Source organism: Photobacterium alginatilyticum (genome assembly GCF_009910675.1).
In the GTDB taxonomy this organism is placed as follows: Bacteria; Pseudomonadota; Gammaproteobacteria; order Enterobacterales; family Vibrionaceae; genus Photobacterium; species Photobacterium alginatilyticum.
In genome coordinates this window covers 19,844-41,999 of sequence record NZ_RSEJ01000018.1, presented here as the reverse complement: position 1 = coordinate 41,999, position 22,156 = coordinate 19,844, and the positions used below count along the sequence as shown (strand labels likewise).

Annotated in this window: 20 protein-coding genes; 2 read left to right on the top strand and 18 right to left on the bottom strand. The window is 50.2% G+C overall.

Going from position 1 to position 22,156, the window contains the following annotated elements:
* Nucleotides 1–70 precede the first annotated feature (70 nt).
* From EIZ48_RS16595 to EIZ48_RS16515, 17 genes are all read right to left on the bottom strand, one after another.
* Nucleotides 71–1,525 carry an NADH-quinone oxidoreductase subunit N gene (locus EIZ48_RS16595; RefSeq protein ID WP_160653674.1) on the bottom strand — a complete coding sequence of 485 codons (1,455 nt, stop codon included), beginning with the start codon at nucleotides 1,523–1,525 and terminating at the stop codon, nucleotides 71–73.
* A 2-nt stretch (nucleotides 1,526–1,527) separates the two neighbouring features.
* Nucleotides 1,528–3,075, bottom strand: coding sequence for an NADH-quinone oxidoreductase subunit M (locus EIZ48_RS16590; protein ID WP_205298599.1), 1,548 nt, complete (start codon nucleotides 3,073–3,075; stop codon nucleotides 1,528–1,530).
* Nucleotides 3,076–3,078: 3 nt separating this feature from the next.
* On the bottom strand, nucleotides 3,079–4,947 hold the full coding sequence (locus tag EIZ48_RS16585; RefSeq protein WP_160653671.1) for a Na(+)/H(+) antiporter subunit D: 1,869 nt from the start codon (nucleotides 4,945–4,947) through the stop codon (nucleotides 3,079–3,081).
* The gene (locus EIZ48_RS29085) at nucleotides 4,944–5,294 is read right to left on the bottom strand and encodes a hypothetical protein (RefSeq protein WP_192928606.1); all 351 of its coding nucleotides are present in this window, start codon (nucleotides 5,292–5,294) and stop codon (nucleotides 4,944–4,946) included. The genes EIZ48_RS16585 and EIZ48_RS29085 overlap by 4 nt, the downstream gene beginning before the upstream one ends.
* On the bottom strand, nucleotides 5,291–6,826 hold the full coding sequence (locus tag EIZ48_RS16575) for a monovalent cation/H+ antiporter subunit D family protein (RefSeq protein ID WP_160653668.1): 1,536 nt from the start codon (nucleotides 6,824–6,826) through the stop codon (nucleotides 5,291–5,293). The genes EIZ48_RS29085 and EIZ48_RS16575 overlap by 4 nt, the downstream gene beginning before the upstream one ends.
* Before the next feature lie 14 nt (nucleotides 6,827–6,840).
* Nucleotides 6,841–7,146, bottom strand: a complete 306-nt coding sequence (gene nuoK / locus EIZ48_RS16570) for an NADH-quinone oxidoreductase subunit NuoK (protein WP_275690377.1) — start codon at nucleotides 7,144–7,146, stop codon at nucleotides 6,841–6,843.
* On the bottom strand, nucleotides 7,143–7,655 hold the full coding sequence (locus tag EIZ48_RS16565) for an NADH-quinone oxidoreductase subunit J (protein ID WP_192928605.1): 513 nt from the start codon (nucleotides 7,653–7,655) through the stop codon (nucleotides 7,143–7,145). Before EIZ48_RS16565 ends, nuoK begins: the two co-directional genes overlap by 4 nt.
* Before the next feature lie 63 nt (nucleotides 7,656–7,718).
* Nucleotides 7,719–8,363 (bottom strand): 4Fe-4S dicluster domain-containing protein, encoded by a 645-nt coding sequence (locus EIZ48_RS16560; protein WP_205298598.1) that lies wholly within the window; start codon nucleotides 8,361–8,363, stop codon nucleotides 7,719–7,721.
* Between the two features lie 123 nt (nucleotides 8,364–8,486).
* Entirely contained in the window at nucleotides 8,487–9,473 is a 987-nt protein-coding gene (gene nuoH, locus EIZ48_RS16555; RefSeq protein ID WP_075767234.1) for an NADH-quinone oxidoreductase subunit NuoH, read from the bottom strand.
* Between the two features lie 3 nt (nucleotides 9,474–9,476).
* On the bottom strand, nucleotides 9,477–12,080 hold the full coding sequence (locus tag EIZ48_RS16550) for a molybdopterin-dependent oxidoreductase (RefSeq protein WP_160653665.1): 2,604 nt from the start codon (nucleotides 12,078–12,080) through the stop codon (nucleotides 9,477–9,479).
* A complete protein-coding gene (nuoF, locus tag EIZ48_RS16545; RefSeq protein ID WP_160653662.1) occupies nucleotides 12,073–13,359 on the bottom strand; it encodes an NADH-quinone oxidoreductase subunit NuoF in 1,287 nt (428 codons plus the stop codon). Before nuoF ends, EIZ48_RS16550 begins: the two co-directional genes overlap by 8 nt.
* Nucleotides 13,352–13,888, bottom strand: coding sequence for an NADH-quinone oxidoreductase subunit NuoE family protein (locus tag EIZ48_RS16540; RefSeq protein ID WP_160653660.1), 537 nt, complete (start codon nucleotides 13,886–13,888; stop codon nucleotides 13,352–13,354). The genes nuoF and EIZ48_RS16540 overlap by 8 nt, the downstream gene beginning before the upstream one ends.
* A 35-nt stretch (nucleotides 13,889–13,923) precedes the next feature.
* Complete coding sequence (gene nuoD, locus EIZ48_RS16535; RefSeq protein ID WP_160653657.1) at nucleotides 13,924–15,129, bottom strand: NADH dehydrogenase (quinone) subunit D; 1,206 nt, start codon at nucleotides 15,127–15,129, stop codon at nucleotides 13,924–13,926.
* Nucleotides 15,130–15,657 (bottom strand): NADH-quinone oxidoreductase subunit C, encoded by a 528-nt coding sequence (locus tag EIZ48_RS16530; RefSeq protein ID WP_205298597.1) that lies wholly within the window; start codon nucleotides 15,655–15,657, stop codon nucleotides 15,130–15,132.
* Nucleotides 15,654–16,235, bottom strand: coding sequence for an NADH-quinone oxidoreductase subunit B (locus tag EIZ48_RS16525; RefSeq protein WP_160653654.1), 582 nt, complete (start codon nucleotides 16,233–16,235; stop codon nucleotides 15,654–15,656). Before EIZ48_RS16525 ends, EIZ48_RS16530 begins: the two co-directional genes overlap by 4 nt.
* Nucleotides 16,223–16,588 (bottom strand): NADH-quinone oxidoreductase subunit A, encoded by a 366-nt coding sequence (locus EIZ48_RS16520; RefSeq protein ID WP_160653651.1) that lies wholly within the window; start codon nucleotides 16,586–16,588, stop codon nucleotides 16,223–16,225. Before EIZ48_RS16520 ends, EIZ48_RS16525 begins: the two co-directional genes overlap by 13 nt.
* Nucleotides 16,589–16,781: 193 nt before the next feature.
* The gene (locus tag EIZ48_RS16515) at nucleotides 16,782–17,408 is read right to left on the bottom strand and encodes a hypothetical protein (RefSeq protein ID WP_160653649.1); all 627 of its coding nucleotides are present in this window, start codon (nucleotides 17,406–17,408) and stop codon (nucleotides 16,782–16,784) included.
* Nucleotides 17,409–17,699: 291 nt separating this feature from the next.
* Here EIZ48_RS16515 and EIZ48_RS16510 point away from each other — a divergent pair, with 291 nt between their 5' ends.
* A complete protein-coding gene (locus EIZ48_RS16510) occupies nucleotides 17,700–19,079 on the top strand; it encodes a histidine kinase sensor domain-containing protein (protein ID WP_160653646.1) in 1,380 nt (459 codons plus the stop codon).
* A gap of 130 nt (nucleotides 19,080–19,209) precedes the next feature.
* Here EIZ48_RS16510 and EIZ48_RS16505 read toward each other — a convergent pair whose 3' ends face one another.
* Nucleotides 19,210–19,650, bottom strand: coding sequence for a hypothetical protein (locus EIZ48_RS16505; RefSeq protein ID WP_075767242.1), 441 nt, complete (start codon nucleotides 19,648–19,650; stop codon nucleotides 19,210–19,212).
* A gap of 319 nt (nucleotides 19,651–19,969) precedes the next feature.
* Here EIZ48_RS16505 and EIZ48_RS16500 point away from each other — a divergent pair, with 319 nt between their 5' ends.
* Entirely contained in the window at nucleotides 19,970–22,063 is a 2,094-nt protein-coding gene (locus tag EIZ48_RS16500) for a TonB-dependent siderophore receptor (RefSeq protein ID WP_160653644.1), read from the top strand.
* The last annotated feature ends 93 nt before the right edge of the window (nucleotides 22,064–22,156 follow it).

Sequence of the window (22,156 nt, the reverse complement as noted above, 5' to 3'; positions counted from 1 at the left end):
AGCCTTTTGGCTCCCGCTTTTATTTATACCCGATATATCCAAGCTAAGGCGATACCAAGCCAAGATGATGCTAGGGTGAAAGCTGGCGAATGATATCGATCAGAGGAGCGGGATACAGACCAAGCCCAAGCGTGATGGTGGCAGTTGTTGCCAGAACTATGACTAGATGAACTGAATATGCTGGGGCAAATTTTTGTTGAGCCGGTTTCATAAACATAACCAGCACGATTCGAATGTAGTAGTAGGCTGACACCACACTGAATATCACAGCCAGTATGGCTAGTGCTGCGTGTTGATGGCTGAGCAGCGCCATGATGATGTTGAACTTGGCAATAAATCCGCTAGTTGGCGGGATCCCTGCCAATGAAAACATAAACAGCGCCATGATAGTTGCCAGCCAGGGACGATGATGAACAAGTCCGCTGTAGTCATCAATGTCCTCATTGTCCTGATTGCTCGAATACAGTGCGATGATGACGGCAAACGCGCCAAGATTTATAAAGGCGTAAGCAGACAAATAAAACACGATGGCATAGAAACCGTCGGTTGTTGATGTGAGAAAACCAAGCAGGATAAAGCCGACATGGCTGATGCTGGAATAGGCTAACAGTCGCTTGATGTTGCTTTGCACCAGGGCAACGAGGCTGCCTGTGATCATAGTGACAATAGCGATAGCAGTCAGCAGTTGTTCCCAGATAATCTGCTGCTCGGCAAAGCTCATCATGAACACCCGCATCAGTACCGCAATGCCGGCAATTTTGGGGCCGACAGATAAAAACGCCGTGATGGGAGTGGGGGCCCCCTGATAGACATCCGGCTGCCACATATGGAAGGGGACGGCAGCCACTTTAAAACCGAAGCCGGCAAGCAAGAAGGCCGTTGCCAAGATCAAGCTTGTGTTATCGAGGTTGTCTTCTGCCGTTGTGGCTGTGCCAGATAATGCTGTGGCGATTTGCTGCAACTGGGTGGTGCCCGTCAGACCATAAAACAGGGAAATACCATAGAGCAGAATGGCTGAGGAGAGTGCGCCGAGAATAACATACTTGAGCGCCGCCTCGGTGGAGTCTGTCTGATGGCGGAGGAAGCCGGTCAGAATATAGGTTGCGAGGGCGACGAGTTCGATACCGACGTAGACCGAAAGCAAATCGGTACCTGATACCATCAGCATCATGCCGCAAAGGGCAAACAGCAAGAACACATAGTATTCGCTGTGTCGGATCTGCTTGAGCTTTAGGTAGCCGATGGACAGCAGAATCACCAATATGGTTGTGAGATAGAACAGATATTTAAAGAAAAGCGCGCTTGAGTCCAGGATGAACATTTCATTGAAACTGGACATCCCCTGCGGTGTATAGGCGTTGGCGACTGCCGCGAGGATAATGGCCAGAATTGACAGGTAGGCAATAGCCTCCGTGTTTATCTTGGGACTGACGAGCGGTGTCAGCAAAAGTCCACAGGCAAATACAAGCAGAATGAGTTCGGCACTGCTGGCATAGAGAGACTGGAGGATTGCAGTGATGTCCATGCCTAGCCCCCTCTAAAGTCAGTGAGAGAAGGCGCAGCAAGAACTGATTGTGTCAAAGCGGCATGTGTTTGTGGTGCTATCTGTCTGAGCAATTCATTAACGCTGGCATCCATCAGGGCAAGGAAGGGTAAGGGGTGTAGCCCTATCCAGAAGACAAAAATCAGCAGTGCAGCAATGGCGCTGAATTCTCTGAGGTTGATGTCATTGAACGTTTTGAGCTTAGGGTTATTGAGTGGCCCCAGCGCTACCCGTTTGTACATACTCAGAAGGTAAATGGCGCTCAGGGCCGCGCCGATGATGGCCAGCCCGCCAAATACCGGCATCGAGCTGAAGGCTCCGGCAAGGACAAACAGTTCACCAATGAAAGAGTTAGTGCCGGGCAGCGCCATGGATGCCAGCACAAAGATGGCGAAAAAGACGGTATAGACAGGCAGCACTTTCATCAGGCCACCGTAATCAGCGATTGAGCGCGAGTGGGTTCGTTCGTAAATCAGGCCGACCATCAGGAAAAGGGCGCTGGTGACAATGCCGTGGTTGAACATTTGCAAGATGGCCCCTTTGATCCCTTGGCTGTTGAACGTAAAGAGGCCCAGGGTGACAAATCCCATGTGGCTGATACTGGAGTAGGCCACCAGCTTTTTCAGATCATCTTGCGCCAGTGCCAGAAAACCGCCATAGATGATGGCAATGACCGACAGAGTGGCTATTACAGGCGCGAAGAATTGACTGGCATCGGGCAGGATTGGCAGAGAGAAGCGGATAAATCCATAAGCGCCCATTTTCAGCAGTACTCCGGCAAGAATAATACTACCAGCCGTTGGGGCTTCGACATGGGCATCGGGTAGCCAGGTATGGAAAGGGAACATAGGGACTTTGACGGCAAACCCGAAGAAAAAGGCGACAAATATCCAGCGTTGTAGCTCAAGACTATAGTTCTGCTGGGCGAGGTATTGAATATCAAAGCTGTTACCACCGGCCAGATAGAGCACAATAACCCCGATTAAGAAGAAGATGCTGCCCGCCAAGGTGTAGAGAAAGAACTTCAAGGTAGCGTAGAGACGGTTGTCACCTCCCCAAACCCCAATGATCAGATACATAGGGATCAGCATCGCCTCCCAAAATATATAGAACAGAAAAAGATCCAGCGCGCAGAATACTCCCAGCATGAGTGCCTGCATCACCAGAAGGCTGGCCATAAACTGCCTGACGCGGTGTTGTATTGCCCGCCAGGAAGCGACCACACAGACCCAGCCAACCAAGGCTGTCAGAAAGATAAACAGGATACTGAAGCCGTCGACGCCGAGGGTGTAATGGATATTGAGAGCGGAAATCCAAGTGTGGCTTTCAAGAAACTGCATTTGGTGACTGCTGCTGTCAAATGACCAGAGCAGCAAGACCGCCAGCAGTAATTCACCAGTGGCAAAAACTAAGGCTAGCCAGCGTGTAAGAATGGGGCCGATAATAGTGCCAGGTAGGGTTACCAGCAGCATAGCACCAGCAAGTGGCAGAGCAATTAATAGAGATAACAGTGGCAGGTTCATTAACTCCATCGATTACCTCAACCATTCGAAGAATTGCAGGTAAACATCGAAAACAACCGCGCCAAAGGTGATGACCGCAACTACGCCAACCACCATGGCAAGGGCGTAGTGGTTGATGATGCCAGACTGTAACTGCCGAAGTCGTTGACCACTGCGACGGGTTAGGTTGGCGATACCATTAACGGTGGCATCAATCAGTCCTTTGTCGAACCGCAATCCTTGTTTGGCAAGATATTGGGCGGCTGACAGTAGCCCGAGGCTTGCTTTGCTCATCCATTGCTCATAGCGACTGAGTGGATGGTTTGCTATCCACATAAAGACAGCCGCCCCCTTTCGGTAATACCAGTCGGTATCCAGGCTGATAGTATCTTCTGGATCCAGATGCCTGAGAAAAACCGCGAAACCCAGCGCGGTGAATATCAATATGCTAAGCGTGGTCGTGATATGAACGGGTGTGTATGGATCGAAGTCGACAGGATAAGGAAGCAGTTGATAGAGCAACTGGGGAAATACGCCGATGGTGATACAAGCAACTGCCGCGAGGCTCATAGCTATCAGCATATTAAGTGGCGGCTCTTGGCGCTTTATCGGTGAGTCATTTAGTGAACTGTCTTTGCCATAAAACATATAGTAGGGCAGCTTCAGACCGGTATGCAGGAAAGTACCGGACGAGGCGAGCAGCAGCATCAGGGTGACGATTGCCATATGGTCCTGTTCGGCGGCTGCAATAACCAGTGACTTGCTGACAAAGCCACTAAAGAAAGGAAAGGCAGAAATCGACAGTGCGCCAATCATATACAGGCAAAGTGTTACAGGCATGGCTTTATACAGCCCGTCCAGCTCGGTGAGCTTACGTTTCCCCGTCATATAGATAACGGCACCGGCTCCCATGAAAAGCAGCCCTTTGTAGAGGATGTGGGCAAAGGCGTGGGCAGCAGCACCGTTGAACGCCAACTCACTGCCTATGCCGACGGCAGCAACCATATAGCCAACCTGGCTGATGATATGGTAGGCGAGTAGTCGTCGACAGTCATTTTCCAGCACGGCATAAATCACACCATAGACCGCCATGATAGTGCCCAGCCAGATAAGAAGTTCGGTACCGGGAAACCCCCTGAGTAACACATAGATTGCTGTCTTGGTGGTGAAGGCGCACATAAATACGGCCCCGGTGATGGTGGCCTCGGGGTAAGCATCGGTTAACCAGGCATTGAGCGGCGGTACCGCGGCGTTGAGGATAAAGCCAGTCATGATGAGGTAAAAACCGACACTGTGAGTGTGGTCCATGATGGTAAAGACCATAGATCCGCTTTCATGGTAATGAAGCAATATGCCGGCCAACAGGCAAAGCCCGCCTGCAATGTGTACCAGCAAGTAGCGATGACCTGCGGCTTTTGATTGCGTCGTGCCTGAGGCAAAGATCAGATAGGACGAGGAAAATGCCATCAGCTCCCAGAACAGGAACAAGGACAGGTAATCACCGGCAAAGATGACACCAAGGGCGCTGCCGATATAGAGAAATGCTGCGCTGTGTTCGGCAGTATTGCGGACATGGAGTGCGTAGACGGCACCTATGAGTGCCATCAGGGTGAAGATACAGCTGAACATCAGGCTGAGCTTATCGACAACACCGAGCGTGATGGGAGTGCTGATAAAATCAAATCGCCAATAGTCACCGGTAGGGACGGTATTGCCGAAGATGGCGTTCAGAGTAACAGTAACGGCAACAAGCGGCGCGGCGATAAGAATGACTTGCTGGATCGTTTGGATCAGCGGGTGACTTTTCTTCTGTTTAGATTGACCAGCCGGGAGCAAACTGACTAGCGGCAAAAGGGCCGCGGCTACAAAAAAGATGACTCCGGGATGAAACCAACTAGTCATTCATCCCCTCCTTTTGCATCCTTGGCAGCAGGAGGCTGTTGGCTTGTCTTCGCCGTTTCGCCGTGACTGTTTATTTCACTCTGGCTGTTTTTCTCCTTCTTCTTGTCTGCTTTGTGTGAGTCATTGTTCTCGTAGTAGTCGATTCTATGCATCAAACCAAACTGATGACCGAGAAACTTGGAGATAAAGATAATGGCGATACAGGAGATGAAACCATACAGGGCTGACCAGCCCGGAAAATTGTCCCAGAAAAAATGAACGTCGTGGCGAGGAGCTAGAGAGTCCGCGACAACCACGGCAACGGCTGCCAGTAAAAGTAGCGCGATACAAACCGAACGCTTGATCATCCCTGTACCCCCCGTGCCAATGCAAGGAAGTAGTCCGGATAAACGCCAAGTGCCAGTGACAGCAGAGCAGTAATAACTAGCGGAATGGTAACCAGCGGGATTTCTCTCGCTCCGGATGACATAGCTTGGGATGATATCGCTTCAGAAGACATTGAGCTGGATGGAATATGTCCAGTGTTATCCGCATGGCTCGATAGAGGAGGCCGCGATTCAAAAAACGCCTTATAGCTGATAGGTAAAAAATAGGCGGCATTCAGTAGCGAGCTAGCCAGCAAGACCCCGAGAAATACCAGCTGTTCGGCTTCGATGGTCCCCGTGAGCAAATACCACTTACTGATAAAGCCTGACGCAGGCGGTATTCCTATCATACCCAGAGAGGCAATGAAGAAGGCCGTCATGGTCCATGGTAGCTGTCTGCCAATACCGGCCAGTTCACTGATCTTAGTTTTTCGTGCGGCACAGTAGAGAGAACCTGCACAGAAGAACAGCGTAATTTTAGATACACCATGGCTGGCGATGTGAAGCAAGCCGCCAAGGGTTGAGGCGGGAGTTAACAACACAGCGCCTAAGATAATGTAGGAGAGCTGGCTAACGGTAGAGTAGGCCAGACGTGCCTTGAGATCATCCTGGGTCAGGGCGTAGACAGATGCCATGATGATGGTAAAGGAAACCAGATACGCGGTGGCAATGCCCAAGTCCAGCCGCTGCAGGGTATCTTGCCCGAAGACATCAAACACAACCCGCAATACACAGAATACCCCCATTTTTACCACGGCGACCGCATGTAACAAGGCACTGACCGGCGTTGGTGCAACCATGGCAGACGGTAACCAGATATGAAGGGGCATAATGGCGGCCTTGGCGAATCCGGCCAGAAAACAGAAGTAGATAACCGTCAGCAGTAGCGGACTGGCGTTTATCTCGTTAAATATGCCTCCGGAGTCAAAGTTCAAGCTACCTGTTACTGCAAAGGTCAGCGCCAGAGCGGCCAGCAGAAAGGTTTTTGATGCACCGACGAGATACACCAGATACTTCTTGCTGCCGAGCCAGGAGTTTGCATTTTCCTTGTGATAGACCAGGGGGTAAGTGACAAGGCTTAATACCTCGTAAAAGATCACCAGGGTGAACAGGTTGGCAGAAAAAGCCCCGCCAATAGCGGCGGCCAGGCTGGTTGCGAAGCAGGCAAAGAATCGGCTCTGGGATTTTTCGTTAAGGCTGCGCATATAGCCGATGGAGTAGATTGCCGCAGCGACCCAGAGCAGTGATGAAACGCTGGCGAAGATCATGCCGAGCGAGTCGACCCTAAATCCAAACTCAATACCGGGCAGGACGGTAAACAGGGGGAGTTGAATCGTGTAGCCCTGTAAGATCAGCGGTGCCATAGAGAGCACCAGTACGCAGTTGCTGCCTGCAGCCAGAATAGAAATAACGTGTTTCATGTTGGGACGAGAGCGGCTAGCAATAATAGCCAGTGCTGCCGCAAGGGGCACCAGGATTGTGATCAGGGGGATGACTGATATTTCTGGATCCATAGCACGAACCTTGGTCAGCCTTTCATCGAGTTAATATCATCAGCCCGCAAGGTTGCTCGGTTGCGGGTCAGTGCGATCACAATTGCCAGCGCCACAGCCACTTCCGCAGCGGTGATAGCGATAATAAATATAGCCATAATTTGCCCTCTCAAGTCTTGTAAATAAAATGAGAACGCAACGAAGTTAAGGATCACGGCATTTAGCATCAGCTCCAGGCTCATCAATATGATAAGTATGTTACGTCGTAACAATACACCACATAGCCCTATCACAAAGAGCAGCGCACTGAGGCTAAGATACCAAGAGAGCGGCACCATCATCGTTTCCTTTTCTGAGCCAGTAAAATGGCGCCAACAAGCGCCACTAACAAAATTACCGATACCACCTCAAACGGTAGTAAGAAGTCATTGAATAGGGTCAGACCGAGTTCGGCGGTGGTGTTTTGTAGCTGGATCTGGTCGGTTTGGCTGATAGGGTCAAAGTTGTCGCCAAGATTTAACCCTATGATCAGTAATGCTCCGAGCAAAACAGGAAAAAGTATTAGCATCCAAAGGCTTGCTGGCAGGTAGGGTTCGCTGGTGGCCTTGCGGATATCCAGCATCATCATGACGAACACAAACAGCACCATGATGGTGCCGACGTAGACAAATATCTGAATTGCAGCAATGAATGGAGCGCGCAGAAGGACATACAAGGCAGCTATCTGAACAAAGCAGGCCATCAGCGAGAGCGCTGCATGTACCGGGTTTTTAGCGATCACGACCAGTACGGCAAAGATAACCGTCAATGATGCAAATAATAAGAAGAAAAGTGTCTCTATGCCCGGCATCTGTACCCTCTTGTTCTTGTTGCTTCATGATGAAGCTTTGTCAGGGAAAGTCGGTTTAGTGTTCTAATGACGGTGGATTGCCTGCCACCAGTCTTTACCTCGTGTTTTTGGACCTTGTGTATCGGGATCTTGTGTTTTGGGTTTTTGTACACTGAGTTCTTGGTTTTTCGCTTCTTGTTCTTTTGGTTCTTTTTCTGAGTCAGGCGGTACGGCAACGACCTGTGCGCCTGCTTTTAATGTGGCAGGGACTATCATACCGCCTTCTTTGTTTTTACCCGGCAGGTTCAAGAGCTGTTCTTTGTTGAGAACCATGTCATTGCTATCAAGGGTGGAGTATTCGAGGTGACTGCCAAGGGCGATGGCTTCTTCCGGGCAGACATCTTCACACAGTCCGCAGTACATGCAGCGGCGACTATCCAGCTCAAAGATTTGTGGTCGGCGCTTGCCCTGGCTGTCTTCGTAGGGGATCACAGTGATGCACTCGCTGGGGCAAATATTGGCGCACAGTTCACAGCCGACACATTTGATTTCGCCCTGTTTATCTTTGCGCAGGTAGGGGTGGCCCCGGTGTCTGGGATAGGGCACCCATTTTTCTTTGTCCGGGTATTGCATCGTAACCCCTTTGGAGAGCATATAGCGCAGGGTCAGGCGCATCCCGTCTCTGATGTCGGTAAACAGGGTCCAACCAAACCAGCGCTTAATATTCACTCTGACAGCTCCGGGATCCGGCTCTTGTTATCCTTAGTTTAGTTGATACACCCAAACTACCTGAACACGCTGGTCTCACACTGAATCCTGCATCTTGAGGTAGCTTGTGTATATGCTTATCAGCTAGGTGAAAAACAGTCCGGTTATCATGATATTCAGCAGTGAGAGAGGTAACAGCACTTTCCAGCCGATGGTCATCAGCTGATCATAGCGATAACGGGGGAAGGTAAACCGGATCCACATGATCAGATAGACGAAGAAAAAGACTTTGAGCAAAAACCAGATCACCGGTGGCAGCGGAAGCAATATCCCGTTCCAGCCTCCAAAGAACAGCAGTACGCAGAGAACAGAAATGGTGAGCATGACGATATATTCACTGGTCATGAAGAAGGTGAAACGTACTCCGCTGTATTCGGTATGATAGCCTGCAACCAAATCGCCTTCGGCCTCGGCAAGATCGAAGGGGATACGTTGTGCCTCAGCCAGTCCGGCAATAAAAAAGACAATAAAGCCGATCGGTTGCGTCACGACATTCCAGACATTTTCCTGCGCGATGACGATTTGGCTAAGGTTCATCGATTCAGCCAGCATTATCACCCCTATTACCGCAAACCCCATCGGCACGGCATAGCTGATCATCTGGGCGCAGGTACGAAAACTGCCGAGCAGGGCGTATTTGTTGTTCGACGCCCAGCCGCCAAAGATAACGCCGTAAATTTCCAGTCCACCCACCCCAAGGATGTATAACAAAGCGACATTCATATCAGACAGATGGAGGTCGATTTGGGTATCAAAAATGGTGATGGGCTCACCGAAGGGGATCGCCACAAAGACTGCAAATGGTGGCACCAGAGAGAGAAGTGGCGCGAGTTTAAACAAAAAGCGGTCAGCCTGATCCGGAATGATATCTTCCTTGGTTAGCAGTTTGATCCCATCGGCGATGGGTTGTAATAGTCCATGCCAGCCAGTGCGCATTGGTCCAAGGCGCTGCTGAATGTGGCCTGCAACCTTGCGTTCCATCCAGGTTAGTGGCACCGGCAGGATAAACAAAATTATTGTCAGCACAATGACCTTGGCTAGCATGACGAGAAAAACCAGCAAGAATTCCATTCACTACTCCCTGTATACACTGGCGAGGCAGGGAGTAGGCGTTGGCGACATAGCTAAATCATTGGGCAGTTTGGTCAGATCGCCGCTGATTACCAGGGTACTTTTTGTTGCCCGGCGAGTAATACGGGCTGGCAGTATCAGAGATTTATTTAACAGGCTCTGCCCAGAGCTAGATGGTGCATCAAGATATTGAGTCTGGTAGTGAACAAGCAACGGCTCATTTTGGCTGACTCTGAGCTTGCTGGCATCGTGCTCGTGGATCTCAATCCAGGCCTCTGTCTCAATATCATCAAGCTGAGAGGAGGCGGCAATGGGGTCTTTGGAGTGATACAAACTGGAAGCGGTCAATAGTAAAAATGGCTGGCTATTATCATCTTGTGCTTCGGACTCTGGTGTTATGTCCGAAACAAGCTCGCGTTCTTTCTCGGTAAGGGGAGAAGGCTGCACAAAAGCTTCACCGTCCTGATGACTGAATTGGTGACTGACTTGATGCTTGATTGGATGAGCAGGGACAGAATTTCGAAAAGCAAGGTCGCTGTCTAGCTGGTCCCAATCTAGTCCTTGATAAGCGGAAAGCTGCTGGCTTATCTCATCAAAGATGCGTTGTGGCTCCGAGCTTCCCAGCTCGCCTTGTTCGAGGCAGTGTGCAACGAGAGAAAAAATCTCGGCGTCATACTTTGCGCTATTGCTGTTGATGCGGTCGCCGATTTTGTTAGTGCCGCCTTTAGTCGTGGAGTCGAAAGGGCGAACACGCTGAATACGGCCTTCATTATTGGTGAAGGTGCCGTCGGTTTCGGCAAAACTAAACCCCGGCAGAACTATATCGGCCATTTCCATCGTCGAGTTCACAAATGCGCCCTGATAAATCATCAGCTGAGGTTTAGTTAGTGGTAGTTCCTGATCAACGACATAGAGAATATCGGGAAATGCCGGAGAGGTTGCTAGTGCTTGTGTTGGTCCCGGCCAATTAGATGCGATATCTAACGCCCCCAGTCCATTACAATGCTGGAACAAGAACTGGAGCGACACGTCTGGCGTTATTTGCTGCAGTACCTTGATAAGCTGTACCAAGTTATGAACAGTAGCCGTTGTATTTTCTCCGGTAAGCAGATCGGAACCAATAAGTAAGCTGATACTGCTGGTGGACGCCAGTTTCTCGCTGATGTCTTTTAGCTCTGGTGATACAGGCTGTAGTCCATCTATGCCTTGTGTGTCAGTATCCCGGTTTTCTGTTGGTTGATCATTTTCTACCCGTTGAACGTTTTTCAGCTGCAGGATCAGTTGTTGTAGCAAGGCTAACTCGTGGCCCGGTGGATAGCGTAGATAGGTCTTGGCCAGTAAATCCAAGCGGCTTTGACGCGTTGAAGCAAGCAGCAGGGTAAATGGCTGGTGAGTAAAATTACTTCGGAGCAGATACTCGGAAACAGGGTTCTGTTCCCCGATATTGCAGCCAAGTACGAAAATGCAATCGCTGTTAAAGAGCTCAGAAACCGGCTTGTTGGTATAACTCTGGTTGATCAAGCTGTTTAACGCGTGCTGGTAACCGGGCTGAAAGTCGTGCCGGTAGATATCGTTGCCGCAGTAAATCTGCTCGCTGGCAAAGACCTTGTTGATAAATTGATGAAACCGAAATAGTACTTCGTTGGTCATCCGGGCAGAGATAACACCGGCTGCACTGGCTCCTCGTTGGATAAGAGGCTGTAGATTTTCTTTGAGGGCGGCTAATGCCTCATTCCAAGAGACTGCCTGTAAATCGTTATTTTTCCGGACCATAGGTTGGGTGATCTGTGGGGCTTTATCAACAAAATCGATACCGAACCGGCCTTTGGTGCAGAGTAACTCCTTGTTAACGGCGCTGGTGGGTTTGGCTTTGACCCTGACAAGCTGTTTGTTTCTTGTTTCGGCACTGATCTGACAGCCGGTACCGCAATGGGGGCAAATTGTATCTGTGGTGATCAGATCCCAAGGTCTGGCTTTGTAGCGGTATTCGACTCTCATTAATGCCCCGACAGGGCAGACTTCGATACAGTTACCGCAGTGATCGCAGCTGTTGAGGTTATTGTCAAAACCGGTTTCGATGCAATCGGCACCGCGACCGATCACGCCGATGGCACTGGCACCGACGACTTCATCGCACACCCGGACACAACGCTGGCATTGGATGCAGCGATTAGAGTTGGCGATAATGACTTTGTTAAGGATAGGGTCTTTGTCGGTAAAGACGCGTTTGTTTTCCTCAAAGTAGCTCACACGGGGACCGTGATCTAACACGGTGTCCTGCAGTTCACACTCGCCACCCTTGTCGCAAATTGGGCAGTCAAGCGGATGGTTGGCAAGCAACAACTTGATAGTTGACTGCCTTGCCTGGGTAGCCCTGTCGCCGTCTGTATTGACCACCATGCCATCGGTGATGAGGGTGGCACAGGATGGTTGCAGACGAGGGACTCCTTCAATCTCGACCAGGCAGACACGGCATGAGGCGACAGGCTTTAGCAGCTGATGGTTGCAGAATGTAGGCAGGTTGAGGCCTAGCTGCCGTGTCGCCTCCAGGATGGTTATACCCGGTGTAAACTCATGGCATACACCGTTAATCGTCACTTTAATCATGGTCAATGCCGCCCTCTGATTTAAGGGTAGCACGGGCATTGATTCGCTCAGTGAACTCCGATTCAAAGTGCTTCAGAGCAGCCCGCAACGCCATGATTGCACCGTCGGCCAGAGCGCAGAATGAGTTGCCGGCGATATTGTCACACAGGCTATGAAGCTGAGACAGGTCATTTTGTGTTGCTGTACCGTCAGCAAAGCGGCGCAAGATTTTTACGGCCCACAAGGTCCCTTCGCGACAGGGCGAGCATTTTCCGCAAGATTCATGACTGAAAAACTCCATTGTTCGTTTGGTCACCTCAACGATAGAAGCACTGTTGTCCATCACGATGACACCTGCCGATCCCAGCATCGAGCCAGCAGCGGCCAGGGTGTCGAAATCCATGGCAATATCGACCTGATCGGCTGGCAGCATCGGGGCAGAGACACCGCCGGGGATCACCGCTTTCAACTGGTAACCGTTACGGCAGCCTCCACCATGGACTTCAATCAGCTCGCGAAGGGAAACACCCATTGGCAGTTCATACAGGCCCGGCTTGCTGACTTGTCCGCTCAGGCAATAAAGCTTCGGGCCGGGGCTTTTCTCCGGCCCGATAGCGGCAAACCATTCTGCGCCTTTGGTGAAAATGGCTGGAATGCAGGCAAGGGTTTCGACATTATTGACTACCGTCGGGCTGGCACAATACCCCTTGATGGCCGGAAACGGTGGCTTTAGCCTTGGTTCGCCACGATAGCCCTCGAGTGACTCTAGCAATGCCGTTTCTTCGCCGCAGATATAGGCACCGGCGTTGCGATGGATATGAATCTCCAGCTCAAAATCGGAGCCGAGAATGTTTGTTCCCAATAATCCCTGTTCTCTTGCCGAGTCTATGGCTTGCTGAAGGCGTTCAAGGGCGAGGCGAAACTCATAGCGAAGGTAAATATAGGCCCGGTGGGCACCGATAGCGTAGGCAGCAATTGCCATCCCTTCAAGCAGCTGGTGTGGATCTTGTTCCATCAGGAACTTGTCTTTGAAGGTGCCGGGTTCGCCTTCGTCGGCATTGCAGCACAGATAGCGCTGGCTGGGGCTGTCAGCAGGAATAAAGGACCACTTCAGGCCGGTCGGGAAACCTGCTCCGCCACGACCTCGCAAATTGGAGGCTTTGACCTGACCGATCACATCGGCGGGTTTGTAGTTATTGAGCACTTTGCGCCAGGCCTCGTAGCCACCATTGGCCTGATAGACATCAAGCTGCCAGGCGTTGTCTCGGGCAGCATTTTTTAAAAGGACAGGCTCAAACATTTCGCACCTTAATGGTTTTATCAGCCTCGGACTGGTGCCATTCCGTTGGCGCTTTGGTGTGTTCTATGAGTTGCTCCAGTAGTTGCCGAAGTTCAGTCTCGTTTAACTGTTCAATATAGGGGGCATTATTTATCTGCATGACGGGGGCTTTATCACAGGCCCCCAGACATTCAACGGCTGAAAGGGTAAAGCGACCATCCGGCGTGGTTTGATCCTGCTCGATTGCCAAGGTCTGTTTGATCACGTTCATTAGCTTTTCGGCGTTGGCAAGCATGCAGGAGACATTGGTGCAGAGTTGAAGGTGACAACTGCCGATTGGCCGGGTGTGGTAGAGGCTGTAGAAACTGGCTACTTCATAAACCTGAACCGGAGGGAGTTCGAGAATATCGGCCACATCCTGCATGATCTGGGTGCTCAGGTAGCCATACTCTTGCTGGGCAAGATGGAGTGCCGGCATCAGTGCCGAATGACGCATGGGATAGATACGGCAGATTTCTTCAACTTCGTGTTTGAATTGTTCTCTATTCATGCCAGCAACTCCCACAACTTGGTCGTATTTGCCTGTTATTTGTCGACTTCGGCCATCACAGGATCCAGGCTACCGACGATGGCTATCAGATCGGCCAGATAGCAGTCTTTACACATTGGCTGCATCGCCTGAAGATTCACAAATGACGGAGCCCGCACCTTGACCCGGAAGGGGATCGCACTGTCGTCACTAATAATGTAGTACCCCAGTTCTCCTTTGGGGGCTTCGATGGCCTCGTACCATTCTCCTTTGGGTACCTCGATACCGTGGGCGGCCAGCTTGAACTGGTGGATCAGTGCTTCCATCGACTTTTTGACTTCGGTTTTGTCACTCGGAAAGGCAATCTCCGGGGCGTCAATTTGAAAACGGCCTTCGGGCATCTGCTCGAGACATTGCGAGATCATTCTCAGGCTCTGTTTCATCTCTTCCATCCGGCACCACCAGCGGTCGTAGCAATCGCCGTTGTGGCTGACAATGACGTCGAATTCGAGCCGGTCATAGATTTCATAGGGCTTATCGCGCCGAATATCCCAGTCAACGCCTGAGGCGCGCAGGCAAGGCCCGCTTAGTCCCCAGTCGATGGCATCTTCCGCACTGATAACGCCAATGCCTTTGGTGCGTTTGGCAAACATCCGGTTATTGCTGAGCAGTTGCTCGTAATCAGAAATTCGCTTGCTGAAAATTTGGCAAAACTCTGCTGTCCTGTCGGTGAAACCGTCTGGCAGATCTTCGCGAACGCCACCGACTCGGCAATAGCTGCTCATCATCCGGCTACCGGAAACCATTTCCATCAGATCCATCACCATTTCCCGTTCACGCATGGTGTAGAGCAGGGCGGTCATAGCGCCCAGGTCCATTGGCAGGGCGCCGGTGATCAGCAGGTGACCGGAAATACGTGATAGTTCAGCCATCAATACCCGAATGTATTGCGCTCGTTCCGGGGCTTCTATGCCCAGCAGGCTTTCGACTGCCCGGACAAAGCCCAGATTGTTGGATGCCTGACACAGGTAATCGAGCCTGTCGGTAAGCGGGATGGTTTGGGTATAGGTGCCGGCTTCGGCCATTTTCTCGAAGGCTCGATGCAGGTAGCCGATAATGGGATCGGCTTTCACGATACGCTCGCCCTCCATTTCGAGCAGTATTCGCAATACGCCGTGGGTACTCGGGTGCTGAGGCCCGAGATTGAGCAGCAGATCTTTGGTCAGGCCGTCATCGGCGTTGAGTTGGGTTATTGCGGTCACCTAGCTGTCTCCTTCCGGCTCTGGCTCACCAAAGGGATTTAAATCGTCTTGGTAGCCGCGGACGGGGAAATCTTTTCGCAGCGGAAAGCCTTTGAAATCATCGTCCATATAGATCCGCTTAAGGTTCGGGTGATCGGAAAAGACGATGCCGAACATGTCAAAGGCTTCGCGTTCATGCCAGTCGGCACAGCTCCATATCTTTGAGACCGTTGGGATTGTTGCGCCTTCGTTAAGCGGGCACTTGAGCCGGATGCGATGGTTGAGTTCAATCGAAAACAGGTGGTAGACCACTTCGAACCGTGGTTCTCTGTCTAGGAAATCGACACCACCGATATCAGAGAGAAAGTTGAATTTGAACTGCGGATCTTGCTTAAGCTGCTGGCACAGGGAGATGAGCTTTTTTGGCGGCACCACCAATGTCGGCATATCGATACAACTGGTGTCGAGAGTTACTCCTTCCATGCTGGCATCCGTCAGGAGATTGGCAATATGCTCGGAGAGTGCATTGCCGTTAAGCGAACGGCTCATGATGATTTAAGTCCTCCGAGATCTCGCGGGTTAGCAGTTTGAGCGGTAATGTTTTTGTCTGTTATATCTCGGTTTGTTATATCTTGGCCTGTTTCGGGTTCAAACCGACGCAAGACCCGGCCTTGTTTGATTTTCTCCTGCAACATAACGATACCCTGCATCAGGGCTTCCGGGCGAGGGGGGCAACCCGGTACATACACATCGACCGGGATCAGGCGTTCTACGCCCTGTACGACGGCATAGTTGTTATAGACGCCGCCGGAGATAGCACAGGATCCCATCGCGATTACCCAACGCGGCTCAGGCATCTGGTCATAGAGAAGCTTAACTATCGGGGCAAACTTCTTGTTGACCGTACCGGCCACGATCATCACATCAGATTGTCTGGGTGACGGTCTGAACACAACGCCGAACCGGTCGAGATCATATCGGGAGCAGCCTGTTGCAATCATCTCGATAGCGCAGCAGGCGATACCAAACATTTCCGGCCAGAGCGCCGAGCTCCGGCTCCAGTTGATGATGTTATCGACCGAGGTAAACAACAGATTGTTGGGAAAGCGGTTGTCTAAGACTCCCATTCTAATGCTCCTTTAGCCCAGGCATAGATAAATCCGACCAACAGCACAAAGAGAAAGACCATCATTTCGATGTAACCGAACAGGCCAATGCTTTTTAACACCACAGCCCAGGGAAACAGGAACAAGGTTTCGACATCAAAGATGATGAACAAAATACCGATCACAAAATAGTGAACCTTGAACTGGCCGATAGCAGCATCACCGATAGGCGCTACACCACACTCATAGGGCTGGTTTTTGGCAGGGTAGGGATCATGCGGACGGATCAACGAGGAAACCGTGAGTATCAACAGGGCAAGCAGGGAGACAAACCCTGTCATAAGCAATACCGGAAGATAATCTGAGAGCACCATAACTTTCCCCGCATCAGCCTTATATGTTGAGTATAGCCATTGTGGTTTGGGCTACGAGTTAGCGATAGTTGGTGCGAGTTGGCTCAATCGGGGTGCTTGAAAGTCGTGGCAAGAGGTAAAGGCGTTCTATGTTGCTGTTAGGGAAGAAGGAGTGAGGTCGTATTGCCTCACTCTTTGAATGCAGTACTGATGGTTACTCGGGGCGGGTTGAAATCAGGCGTGTATTTTTTACTGCAAGCGGTTCAGGGCTGAATGCCAGGTTATAAAGGTCAGGATGGCGTTCGTCGAATAACGCTTTGTCACGCTTGTAGGCACTGCTGTAGGTAATCACCCCATAACCACTCGGATATTCGATATTCCACAGTTTACTTTTCGCAACCAGGCTAGAAGTGATGAACTGGCCGATGTAGGTGACTCGTCCCGGCTCAATCGAAAAGGCGAGGCCAAGGTCATCCCTGGATTTAGACGTGATCGTTTTTGAGCCGTTGCTCCCTTTGAACCCGATGCAGAAAAGTTCGTATTCACCAGCTGGTAATGGAAGCGAAAAAAGCTGGCCTTTAAGAGAATCCGTAATGAAATCGGAGTCAGCGTTGTTATTCACAAGGGTTATGACATCAGCATGGCCTTTTTGACGAATATAGAGGGTGGTCATCAGCCCTTCGCCCGATGATGGCCAGACGGTGGTCGCACTCAGGCTGCCGGTCAGATAGCCCTTGTTGTATTCGGTGGTTTCACCGTATTTTTCCGGGATTGAAATATCTACCCCGGAACTACATCCTAGTAATAACGTAATGGTATAAAGGAAAAAAACAATTCTCATTTTTAATTTATCCTTGCTATCCCTGCTCGGTGATCAGCATTTGGTCATCTTGTGGGTATGCTAGCGCCCTGACATGACAATATTGCTCTCATATATGCCACAATTCGCATTATCTGGCACTCACTAATTGCATTTTGCTGCTAATACCCATCAAATTTATGAGCAACTGCTCGAATTCTGTCACTTGCGGGAAGAAGATGAGGCGTAACGGTTACTTAGGTGCCGACGTATTGAACAGAGAGCGGGAAGCTGTGGTAAGGTAGGCGCGTTGTTTGTTAATTGATAAGTAGAATGATACCTATTCGCCTTCCAAAAATCCGCACGCTGTTTTTCCTTGGAGATCGTGACGGTCTGGCTTTTCGCCTGTTTTCATACTTTGCGGTTATTTTGACTTTAATCCTGGTATTGCAAAATATTGCCGAGGTTGCCCTGATCAGGGCCTTGCTACATGTTCCCGAGAGAATTCAGACCGAGATGCTTTCGCTGGCAGAGCAGGCCGAAGTGATGATTGAAGAAGGGGATATGGACGAGCTTGCCGATTGGGAACGGGGGCAGGAGTATTATTTATTTGTGCTTGATAAAGAGCGTCGCACAATCAGCGGCCGGGAAATGCACCCGCATTTTGAATTCAAGCTTAACTTTATTAGGCAGCTAGATACGACCTTCGAGAACCGGGTTAACCAGCCCGTTATTTCTATTCCGTTAAGTACCGGGCATGAAATAGTGATCCAGTTTCCCCATGAATATCATCCGGCTCGCCATTTCCCCTATTACTTCGCGATGATCCAGATTGCTATCGCGATTTTGATCCTCAGTGTCTTTTCGTTATTGCTTGCTCGCTACCTGCAGCGGCCACTGAATAAGCTGCAAAATGCCAGTAATCGGTTAGCAGAAGGGGATTTCAGTGTTCGGGTTGGTAGTGAGGTGGGTGACAGTGTCACGGAGTTCGGCCAGCTGGCTAATTCGTTCGATCACATGACTCAGCGTATCCACGGTTTGGCCCAGAAGCAAAAACAACTGATCCGGGATGTGTCTCATGAGCTGAAAACGCCCTTGGCCCGTCATAACCTGGCTTTGCATTTATTACGAAGAAAACTGCCGGAAGATAGCCAGCAATTGCTTGACCGTCTGGAGCGTGAATCAGATGAAATGAATGAGCTGGTGACGGAAATTCTCGAATATAGTCAGCTGGAAAATGCCAGCTACTCGGTGAACCTTGTGCCTACTCAGCTTGAAACCGTCTGTCACCACTTGGTGCTCGAGTTGCAGCACAATCTCGGCCCCGAGCAGCAGCTTGAGTGTGACTTGAATCATGCAACATTGATGGCAATGGCGGATAACCGTTTGTTGCTCAGGGCTATCAAGAATTTGCTCGGTAATGCGATTAAATATGCCGGCGAGCAGGCGGTGATTGGTTTGTCGGTCACTAATGCCAATGGCTGGGTACAGCTGGTGGTCGAAGATGACGGGACAGGGATCCCGGAGCAGCATCTCAAGCAAATATTCGATCCCTTCACTCGCCTTGAAGCCGCGCGAGACAAGCAATCAGGCGGGTACGGCCTTGGACTGGCAATCGTGAAGGAAGCCATGACGATGATGAAAGGCCATGTCAGGGCTGAAAATCGGGAATCAGGCGGGCTGCGAATTTGCTTACTGTTTCGTGCGGCTTAAGAAGGTAGGGGGCTTGAATGCTCGTTGTTGTCCTGAGAAATAAGCATCATTGCTGAATGACAAGCTCAGCCTACTTGTCGATGATAAGTAGGCTGAGGTTAGAGGTACTTTGCCAAGAGTGTGGAGGTGATTATTTACGAAGCTTATCTGCGTCAATAACGTTCTTGAACTTGCTTGCCTTTCTCAGCAGGTAGTCGACATCTGGCGGAAAGTCCTTGTTGGACTTGGCATGCTTCATCATGTCAAACACGGTGAATTCGGTCAAAATAGCATACTGATACGATGTAAAGTCACCTTCGGCCTGAAGGGTCGGATCAAAATACTTATCCCCTTTGCGAATAATGGCGTGATCGACAATGGTCTCTTCGCAACGGTAACCTAATACATAACGCTCACCTTTGCCGTAGATAACATTCATATAGCTGTTGTAGAAACACTCACCTTCTGTGGTAGTGCAGCTTTCCAGCAGCTCGTCATCCATAGCCGATACGGTAACAATTCGGATCTTATCAGCTTTGTAGTTAAGCTCTGTTAGTTGGCGACGCACTTCGTCTAGGTTTACTTCTGTCACTTCTCATACCGCGTAAATCAATAAAATCGGCGGCATTATACCCGTGATTGGTCGAAATATCACTTTGGTGATTATTGGGCTGTGGTTTCCTCTAGGTAGCACTTCTTTACATGGGTATTCCCAGGCGTTATTTGACCGTCGTTGACATAAATTTACCAAATGCAAAGAATGTAAATTAACTGCAAATGGTAATACTTATCACTTATATTCCCTTCCGTATTTTGCAGCAGCGCCGAAAAGGCGTACGTGGGTACCTCAGGCCTTTGGATAATCAAAACAAATCAGGGCTGGGACCTCATACTATTTGGAGTAACGGAATATGTTTTCTAAAAGTCAGCTGACTTTATTGATTGGTGCGATTCTATCCGCACCTGTTGTTCATGCTCAGACGCAGACCCAGTCAGCAGATATTGACGAGCACATGGTGGTAACGGGCCATGACTATGGTTACAAAGCCGATACCAATACCAGTGCGATGCGGATTGAGGCAAGTCAGCTGGAAACTCCGGGGCAGGTGGCAATCATTGACGAGCAGCTGATCGAAGAGCAGCGCGCCAGCACATTGGGTGAAGTGCTGAAGAATGACTCCAGTGTTTCTGAAGGGGGTAAAGGCCGTAACCGTGAGACTTTCAAGCTTCGTGGTTTTGACTTGAGCAGCGGCGATAGCTTCCTGCGTGACGGTAAGCAGCACTGGTCTCACTACCGTCAGCCAATCGAACTGCTTGAGCGTGTTGAAGTACTGAAAGGCCCGGCTGGCCTGCTTTACGGTAAGTCTGCTCCTGGCGGTCTGATTAACATGGTATCGAAAAAGCCAACGTTTGATACACAGGTAACGGTTAGCCAGGATATTGGTTCGAATAATGCCTCACGCACTGTTGCCGATGTCAGTGGTTCTTTAAATGACGAACAAACACTGCGTGCCCGCGCTGTTGTTGCCAAGCAAAGCTATGATTCTTGGCGCCACTATAACGACGGCAGCACACCGTCGACTGAACGTTTCGTCGGTGGCCTGTTTGTTGATTACGACGTGAACGATGATATTACCGTTTCGTTCCATTACGACAAAACGAACGATGACGGCAGCGTCGATACCGGTGCTTATATTGTTGATGGTAAGCCTGTACTGGGCGAAGGGCATATCTGGGATGCCCAGTGGTCAAACATTGAAAATGATGTCGAAAATATCGGTGTTGATGTCAACGCGCAGCTGACTGAGAGCTGGCGTGTTGCGGCGGGCTATAACCATCAGGACTTTGAGCGCCGTGATATCGAGAGCTTCTCGAAACCGGATACCTATGATGCATCGACAGGGACCTTTACCTATAACGCCTATGACCGCTGGGATAACTGGCAGTTCGATACCGCGTACATGGATTTTGTCGGCGAGTTCGATGCGCTGGGCGTTAGCCATCAGTTGCTGGTTGGAGCCAACTGGTTAGGTTATTACTACAAGACTCAGAGCGAGTACCTGAAAGGTTACGAAGCGACGGTGGGTCAGCCAATGGATAAGCCTGCTGAACTGCACTACAGCAACGGTAAAGTGAAAGATCCGACAGAGCGTGATTCTTACGGTATCTATCTGCAGGATATGATCACATTCAATGATCAGTGGCAGGTACTGGCCGGTGTGCGTTTTGACAAAACCGAGACCAGTGAAGATACCTACAACAATGTATTGCCGAAAGCTGGTGTTATCTATCATCCGATGTCTAACGGTTCAATCTACCTGACGTATTCCGAGAGCTTCGAGCCGGAAGATCCGGTTGATGACAAGACAGATGTTAACGACGGTATGGAGCTGGATCCGGTTAAAGGTAAGCTGTACGAGCTGGGTACCAAGTGGGAGCTGCTGGATAACCGGTTATTTGTCTCGGGTGCCATCTTCGATATTACCCAGGAGAACAAAGTCCTGACGGAAAGCGTTACCGGTGTAGCAGACAAAGAGACGATCACTACACAGGTTGGTGAGCAGAAACACCGTGGTGCCGAGCTGAGCGCTTCAGGTTTTGTTACTGACAAACTGGCGCTGAATGGTAGCATGACATACCTTGATGCAGAGATTGTTGATCCGACAGATGCATTGAAAGACGGCAAGCGTCCGGCGGATGTGCCTGAGCTATCGGCAAGCATTTGGTCTCGCTACTCAGTATCGAATAATACGGATGCAAATCTGGGTGTTATTTATGTCGGTGACCGTTACGGTGATTCGCAGAACACATATAAGAAAGACGGATATACGCGTGTAGATGCAGGTGTGGCTCATACGATTAAATATGATCAAAACCTGGATGTTATTATGCGATTAAATGTTGAAAATGTCTTCGACAAGGATTACCTGGCAGGCGGCAGCCAGACCAAAACGATTCTGGGTGAAGGCCGTAACTATATGGCGACACTACAATTCCGTTACTAATGGAATAAGTGATAAGGGAGAAGTTTCGGCTTCTCCCTTTTACAGCATTAATGCTGAAAATTGTTTAAATGATATTCGTTTTCAATTAAGATT